This is a genomic window from Stenotrophomonas sp. PS02301, from assembly GCF_029959485.1.
Taxonomy (GTDB): Bacteria; Pseudomonadota; Gammaproteobacteria; order Xanthomonadales; family Xanthomonadaceae; genus Stenotrophomonas; species Stenotrophomonas maltophilia_Z.
The window spans coordinates 98632-105598 of sequence record NZ_JASCOO010000004.1; the positions used below are offsets into that span (position 1 = coordinate 98632).

Annotated in this window: 7 protein-coding genes; 3 read left to right on the forward strand and 4 right to left on the reverse strand. The window is 67.9% G+C overall.

Going from position 1 to position 6967, the window contains the following annotated elements; translation table 11 throughout:
- The first annotated feature begins 13 nt into the window (after positions 1-13).
- Positions 14-403, forward strand: a complete 390-nt coding sequence (locus tag QMX81_RS02250) for a hypothetical protein (protein WP_121040832.1) — start codon at positions 14-16, stop codon at positions 401-403.
- Positions 404-459: 56 nt separating this feature from the next.
- On the opposite strand, the gene QMX81_RS02255 is transcribed toward QMX81_RS02250, so the two are convergent.
- The gene (locus tag QMX81_RS02255; protein WP_121041332.1) at positions 460-1002 is read right to left on the reverse strand and encodes a pseudouridine synthase; all 543 of its coding nucleotides are present in this window, start codon (positions 1000-1002) and stop codon (positions 460-462) included.
- 126 nt (positions 1003-1128) lie between these two features.
- A complete protein-coding gene (locus tag QMX81_RS02260) occupies positions 1129-1938 on the reverse strand; it encodes a methyltransferase (protein WP_282258052.1) in 810 nt (269 codons plus the stop codon).
- A gap of 224 nt (positions 1939-2162) precedes the next feature.
- Here QMX81_RS02260 and QMX81_RS02265 point away from each other — a divergent pair, with 224 nt between their 5' ends.
- On the forward strand, positions 2163-3122 hold the full coding sequence (locus tag QMX81_RS02265; RefSeq protein WP_282258041.1) for an aldo/keto reductase: 960 nt from the start codon (positions 2163-2165) through the stop codon (positions 3120-3122).
- Between the two features lie 95 nt (positions 3123-3217).
- Here the strand turns inward: QMX81_RS02265 and QMX81_RS02270 are convergent, their stop codons facing one another.
- A complete protein-coding gene (locus tag QMX81_RS02270; RefSeq protein WP_282258042.1) occupies positions 3218-4126 on the reverse strand; it encodes an NAD(P)/FAD-dependent oxidoreductase in 909 nt (302 codons plus the stop codon).
- Positions 4116-4568, reverse strand: a complete 453-nt coding sequence (locus QMX81_RS02275) for an Rrf2 family transcriptional regulator (RefSeq protein ID WP_282258044.1) — start codon at positions 4566-4568, stop codon at positions 4116-4118. Before QMX81_RS02275 ends, QMX81_RS02270 begins: the two co-directional genes overlap by 11 nt.
- A 181-nt stretch (positions 4569-4749) precedes the next feature.
- On the opposite strand from QMX81_RS02275, the gene QMX81_RS02280 reads away from it, so the two are divergent.
- The gene (locus tag QMX81_RS02280) at positions 4750-6882 is read left to right on the forward strand and encodes a methyl-accepting chemotaxis protein (protein WP_121040842.1); all 2133 of its coding nucleotides are present in this window, start codon (positions 4750-4752) and stop codon (positions 6880-6882) included.
- The last annotated feature ends 85 nt before the right edge of the window (positions 6883-6967 follow it).

The window sequence follows — 6967 nt, forward strand, 5'->3', positions numbered from 1 at the left end:
GCAAGGACCCCCCATGAGCAGATTGACTGTGATTACCGACCGCGCCCTCGAGCGTGCCCTGGACATCGCCAGCACCGCCGGTGACGGCCTCAAGCATGCCGGCAGCAACCTGCGTCACTTCGGGCCGCAGGCGACCGACTGGATCAAGACTGGCGCCGCACTCGGTGCGGTCAAGACCGGCAGCAAGGTCGCCGCCAAGGTGGTGCGCCGCAATCCGGCCGTGACCATCGCCGCTGCCGCTGTCGGCGTGGGGCTGCTGGGCTACGCGCTGTACCGCAAGCAGCAGAAGAAGAAGCTTGCCAATGGCGGCGTGGTGAACGGCCAGGCGCAGCGCATCAGCGCACGCAACCGCCGCAACGAGACCGTGGTGGACGAAACCAGCGATATCGGCAGCGACGCCTGATCCGCTGACGCGTTACCGCACGCGCATCGAAACCGCCGGTCTCTGCCGGCGGTTTTTTATTTTCCGATCTCGCGCCATTGGCCGGGTTGAAGATCGCCGATCGCATGTGCGCCCATCGAGACACGCACCAGGCGCAACGTGGGCAGTCCGACCGCCGCAGTCATGCGTCGCACCTGCCGGTTGCGGCCTTCGCGCAGCGTGATCGCCAGCCAGGCATCGGGCACCGTCTTGCGGAAGCGGACCGGTGGCGTGCGCGGCCACAGCTCAGGCGACGGTTCCAGCCGTTCGACACCGGCCGGCAGCGTTGGCCCGTCGTTGAGCAGCACGCCACGGCGCAGCGCCTGGACCTGCTCATCGGTCACCGTGCCTTCGACCTGCACCCAATAGGTTTTGTCGGCCTTGTGCCGCGGATCGGTCAACTGGTGTGCCAGGCCGCCGTCATCAGTGAGCAGCAGCAGGCCTTCGCTGTCGTAATCCAGCCGGCCAGCCGCGTACACCGCCGGTGGCAGCCCGAAGCCAGCCAGGGTCGCGCGTGGCGGCTGGCTGCGGTCGGTGAACTGGCACAGCACGTTGAACGGTTTGTTGAAGGCGATCAGCATCGGGGCAACAGCGGCGGTGGGATGGCCCATTGTCCCATCCCCGTGCCGCTGCCGCGATCCGCGCGAACGTCAGCCGATGACGTTCACCTTGAGCAGGACGCGCGGGCCATGGCCTGCGCGGGTCGCTTACTTGCCCGGCTTCACGAAGCGCAGCGTCATGCGGTCACTTTCGCCGATCGCCTGGTACTTGGCCTCATCGGCCGCGTCATGCTGGTTGGTCGGTGGCAGCGTCCACACGCCGTTCGGGTAATCCTTGGTGTCGCGCGGATTGGTGTTGATCTCGCTGCTGCCGGCCAATTCGAAGCCGGCGGCCTTGGCCATCGCGATCACCTGCGGCTGGCCCACGTAACCGGTCTTGTCGTCTGCCGGCACATCGGCCTTGGCACGATGCTCCACCACGCCGAGCACGCCGCCCGGCTTGAGCACCGAGAAGAAGCCCTTGAACATGCCTTCCGCCTGGCCGCTGCTGCGCCAGTTGTGCACGTTGCGGAAGGTCAGCACTACATCGGCCGAGTTGGCAGGGCCGAACACCGGGGCCTTCGGGTCATAGGCCACAACGCGGCTCTTGCCGAACACCGCGGCGTTGCCGGCGAACTTCTTGTCCAGCCCATCGCGGCTGCGCTGCTGGTAGTCGCGGCCCCGTCCCTCCGCCACGGCCATCGGATCGACCACGGCGGCGACGTACTGGCCCTTGTCGTGCAGCAGCGGCGCCAGGATTTCCGAATACCAGCCGCTGCCCGGGGTGACTTCGATGACGGTCTGCCCCGGTGCGACGCCGAAGAACGACAGCGTCTGCGCCGGATGGCGATACGCATCGCGCTTGACGTTGGCCGGATCGCGGCGGCTGTCCTGCACGGCCTTCTGCACGCCCGGGGTGATCGCGACCTGCGCGTTCGGGCCGGCGGGCTTGATCGCCATCGCGGGCGTGGCAAGCATCAGGGTGGAAACAGTGAACAGGCAGGCACAGGTCAACGAACGGGCTTTCATCGGCGAGCTTCCGGTAGCGGGATGCCGCGAGACTAGCAGCGAAGCGTGTACAGGTGTTCACAAAACGTTAGTGCGACGCAGCAATCCGGAACACTGTTTTGTGCCTGCTGCCGCAACGCTGTCACCACCCCGGCCGTATGCTGTGGAAACGATTCCCAGGGAGAACATCACCCATGACTGCTACGCGCGAACTCGGTCGTTCCGGCCTCCATGTCGCCCCCATCGCCTTCGGCGGCAATGTCTTCGGCTGGAGTGCGGACGAGAAGACCTCCTTCGCCCTGCTCGATGCCTTCGTCGATGCCGGCTTCAACCTGGTCGATACCGCCGACGTCTATTCCGCCTGGGTGCCCGGCAACCAGGGCGGCGAATCGGAAACCATCCTGGGCCGCTGGTTCCAGCACAGCGGCAAGCGCGACAAGGTGGTGCTGGCGACCAAGGTGGCCAAGTGGTCCGAACACCCCGGCCTGTCGGCCGACAACATCACCGCTGCGGTGGAGGATTCGCTGCGCCGCCTGCAGACCGACGTGATCGATCTGTACCAGGCGCACGAAGATGATGAATCCACGCCGCTGGAGTCCACGCTGGCTGCCTTCGGTCGCCTGATCGAACAGGGCAAGGTGCGCGCGATCGGTGCCTCCAATTACAGCGCCGAGCGTCTGCGCGATGCCTTGAGGGTATCGGCCGACTACAAACTGCCGCGCTATGAAACGTTGCAGCCGGAGTACAACCTGTACGACCGTGCCGGCTACGAATCCGGGCTGGAAGCGGTGGTGCGCGAAGCGCAGTTGGGCGTGATCAGCTACTACTCGCTGGCCAGTGGCTTCCTCAGCGGCAAGTACCGCAGTGCGGCCGATGCGGGCAAGAGCAGCGCGCGCGGCCAGAGCGTGGTCGACAAGTACGTCAATCCGCGCGGGCTGCGCATCCTCACCGCGCTGGACGATGTAGCCAGCGCGCATGGCGTGAGCCCCTCGCAGGTGGCGATCGCGTGGTTGATCGCGCGCCCGGGCATCACCGCGCCGATCGTCAGCGCCACCAGTGTCGAGCAGTTGAAGGATGTGCTGGCGGCCGCGAAGGTCGCGCTGTCGGCGCAGGATGTGCAGCAGCTGGATGCGGCGAGCGCCGAACAGGCCTGAGCCCACCGGCAGGTCTGACGGAGGACAGCCGCCGCAGGGCGGCTGTGTCCGTTTGGGCTGGGCATTCCGCTCCCGGACCGGCCGGGCCCCGGGTCTTATCGGCTGGCCCGGCTGTCTTCGGCGACCAGCGCATGGTGCAGGCTCACCCCGGCGCGTACGCCTTCGGCACTGGCCAGGCTGATGTTGCCGACCAGCGTGGCATCACCCGCGGCATAGATGCCGGGCACGCTGGTCTGCTTGCCCGCGTCGACCTGGACCAGCACGCCGATCGGGCTGTCCTCCAGCACGCAGCCCAGTTGTTCCACCAGCGGTGTCGCCATGTGCTGCCGCGCGGTGACGAACAGCGCGCGCAGTTCAACCCGGCGGCCATCGGCGAGCACGGCGGCGCTCAGCGCCGGTGCCTCGCCTTCCAGGCCAACCACCGCCGCATGCTCGATGCTGACCCCGCGGCGCTGCAGCGCGGCCAGGTCGTCGGTCTCCAGCGTCATGCCGTGTGCGAACAGGGTGACGTCGCCCCAGTCGGCGAGAAGCGCGGCCATCGTGGCGGATTTCTCATGCCCGCCCAGCAGCCCGATCGCGCCGCCGCCGATTTCGTAGCCATGGCAGTACGGGCAGTGCACCACGCTGTGCCCCCAGCGCTCGGCCAGTCCCGGCAGCTCGGGCAGTTCGTCGCGGATGCCGGTCGCCAGCAGCAGCTTGCGCGTGGCCCAGGTGTCACCGTTCTCGGTGCCGACCACGAAGCCATCCACGGTCGGTTGGGCGGTGGTGACCGTGTCACTGATCCACCGCACCGTGGGGTAGTCCAGCAGCTGGGTCTTGGCGTTGCGCAGCAGCTCGGCGCCGGCGATGCCGTCCTGGCCGAGCACGCCGTGCGAATGCGCGGCGAAGCGGTTGCGCGGCAGGCCGCCGTCGATCACCAGCACCTCACGGCGGGCCCGCGCCAGGATCAGGGCGGCGGACAGGCCGGCGAAACTGCCGCCGACGACAATCGCATCAAAGGTCATGGGGAACTCCTGCAGCGTGGTGGGCCAGGTGGCGGGCGAAGGCCTCGCCCAGGGTGGCCAGGGTGGTGTCGCGCAGGCGGGCCTCGAGCAGGGCCTGGGCCTGGCGGTAACTGTCATCGAGCGCGTCGTTGACCACGCGCTGCACCGGGCAGCCGCGGCCGGTCTCGCGGGCGCCGGTGTGCAGCAGGGCAGGCGCACCGATGGCCACGTACACGTCATACAGCGTGATCTGCGCCGGTTCCCGGGCCAGCTGGCTGCCGCCGCCATGGCCACGCACGCTGGTGACCAGCCCACCCTTGTGCAGGGCGGACAGCAGGCGCCGGATCACCACCGGATGGGTGGGCAGGCAGGTGGCGAGCTGCTCGGAGGTGCGCGGGCCGTCCTGGCCGACCAGATGGGCCATCACGTGCAGCGCGTCGGAGAACTGGTTGCTGGCTTTCATGTAACAACGATAGTTACATATCAGTTGCCTGTCCAGTCCTGTTTTGTTCCATGCATGACCATATTTCATCTACACGCCATCATCACAACATTTAATGGAACGGTAACCGTGATTGGCGTCGCACTTCAGCCTGTTCCTGACAGACCGATACCGCATCGCCCTTCCTCACTTTTGATCTCTCATGACGTCCTCCGCACCGGCGCGTCCACGCGCCCTGAGTCTTCAATTCAAACTGCTGGGCGCGCTGTCGCTCGGCTTGGTCATCATCGTGCTGGCCGCCTTGGCCGGCCTGGGTTCGGCCTGGCGCAACCTCTCGGCCGAGGTGCCGGTCGAGGTGGCTCGCAAGGCACAGGCCGAGCTGTTGCAGCGCGAGTTCCGCCTGCAGGTGCAGGAGTGGAAGAACGTGTTGATCCGCGGTGCGGACGACGCACAACGCGAACGCCACCTGGCAGCCTTTGATGCGGAAGGACGCCGCATCGAAGCGTTGGCCGGTACGCTCGCCACCAGCCGCGACGAACAGACCCGCACGCTGGCCAACCAGTTCCTGGCCGAGCACCGCGCACTGGACGCTCGCTACCGCGGCGCGCTCGAGGCGTTCGCGGCCAGTGGTTATGACACCCAGGCCGGCGATGCACTGGTGCTCGGCGCCGACCGGGCCGTGGGCACTACGCTGGATGCGCTGGCCGCGCGTGCCAGCGAACGTGCCGAGTACGAAACCAACGCCACCTCCGAACGCGCACGCGCCGCGCTGGTCGCCTCGGCCATGGTCACGGCGCTGGCGGCGCTGATGCTGTTGGCGGTGCTCACCCTGTGGCTGCGCCGCGCGGTGATCGCGCCCGTGGTTGCGGTGGAAGCGGCCGCGCGCGCGGTGGCACGCGGTGATCTGGAGCATGCCGTGGTGGTGCGCAGCGGCGACGAGATCGGTCGCCTCGGCACCGCGATGCGCGAGGTCACCCAGACCCTGAAGGACGTGCTGGCCGCACAGGCGACGATGGCGCAGCGCCACGATGCCGGTGAGATCAGCTACCGCATGGACGCGAGCGTGTTCCCCGGCGGCTACGGCCAGATGGTGCGCGACACCAACACGCTGGTCGCCAACCATATCCAGGTGAAGCTGCGCGCGATCGAGATCATGGGCCATTACGCGGTCGGTGATCTGTCGGTGGACATGGAGCGCCTGCCCGGCGAAAAGGCGGTGATCACCCAGGCGCTGGATACGGCCAAGGCCAACCTCGGTGCGATCAATGCCGAGATCAAGCGGTTGGCCGCAGCGGCTGCCGTAGGCGATTTCAGCCAGCGCGGCGATGAAGCGCGCTACCAGCACGACTTCGGCGAGATGGTGGGCGGCCTCAACCGCCTGATGCAGACCACCGAGCAGGATCTGGGCGAGGTCTCACGCGTGCTGCAGGCGATCGCCGGCGGTGATCTCAGCGCGCGCATGCGGGGCGATTTCCACGGCGTGTTCGCCCGCATGCGCGATGACATGGCGCGTACCACCGGTCAGCTGACCACCATCGTCGGCGACATCAAGCAGGCCGCGCAGTCGATCCAGACCGCCGCGGGCGAGATCGCTGCAGGCAACAGCGACCTGTCGCGCCGTACCGAGCAGCAGGCAGCGAATCTGGAGGAGACCGCCGCCTCGATGGAAGAGCTGACCTCCACGGTGCGCCAGAACGCCGAACACGCACGCCAGGCCAACCAGCTCTCGATCAGTGCCGCCTCCGTCGCCTCGCAGGGCGGCGAGGTGGTCGGCCGGGTGGTCACCACGATGGGCGCGATCCAGTCCTCGTCGCGGCAGATCGCCGAGATCATCAGCGTCATCGACGGCATCGCCTTCCAGACCAACATCCTCGCGTTGAATGCAGCCGTCGAAGCGGCACGTGCCGGTGAACAGGGCCGCGGCTTTGCGGTGGTCGCCAGCGAAGTGCGCACGCTGGCGCAGCGTTCGGCCGGTGCGGCCAAGGAGATCAAGGCGCTGATCGATCAGTCCGTCGCCGATGTCGACAGTGGCGCAGCACTGGTGCGGCAGGCCGGGCAGACCATGGGCGAGATCGTCGGCAGCGTGCAGCGCGTCACCGACATCATGGCCGACATCGCCGCCGCGTCGCAGGAGCAGTCGGCCGGCATCGAACAGGTCAACCAGACCGTGGTGCAGATGGACGAAACCACGCAGCAGAACGCGGCCCTGGTGGAGGAAGCCTCCGCGGCGGCGCGCAGCATGGAAGAGCAGGCCGTGGCCTTGAATGCCGCGGTGGATGTGTTCGTGCTGGATGCCGGGCGCGGGGCGGTGAGCGGATTGGCGCGCGCGGCGTGATGCAGCCGTAGTGGCGGCCCCCCGGCCGCCCGACCCGGGCGGGGGGGGGGCCCCCCAGGCCGGGCCCCCCGGGTACACGCAAGAG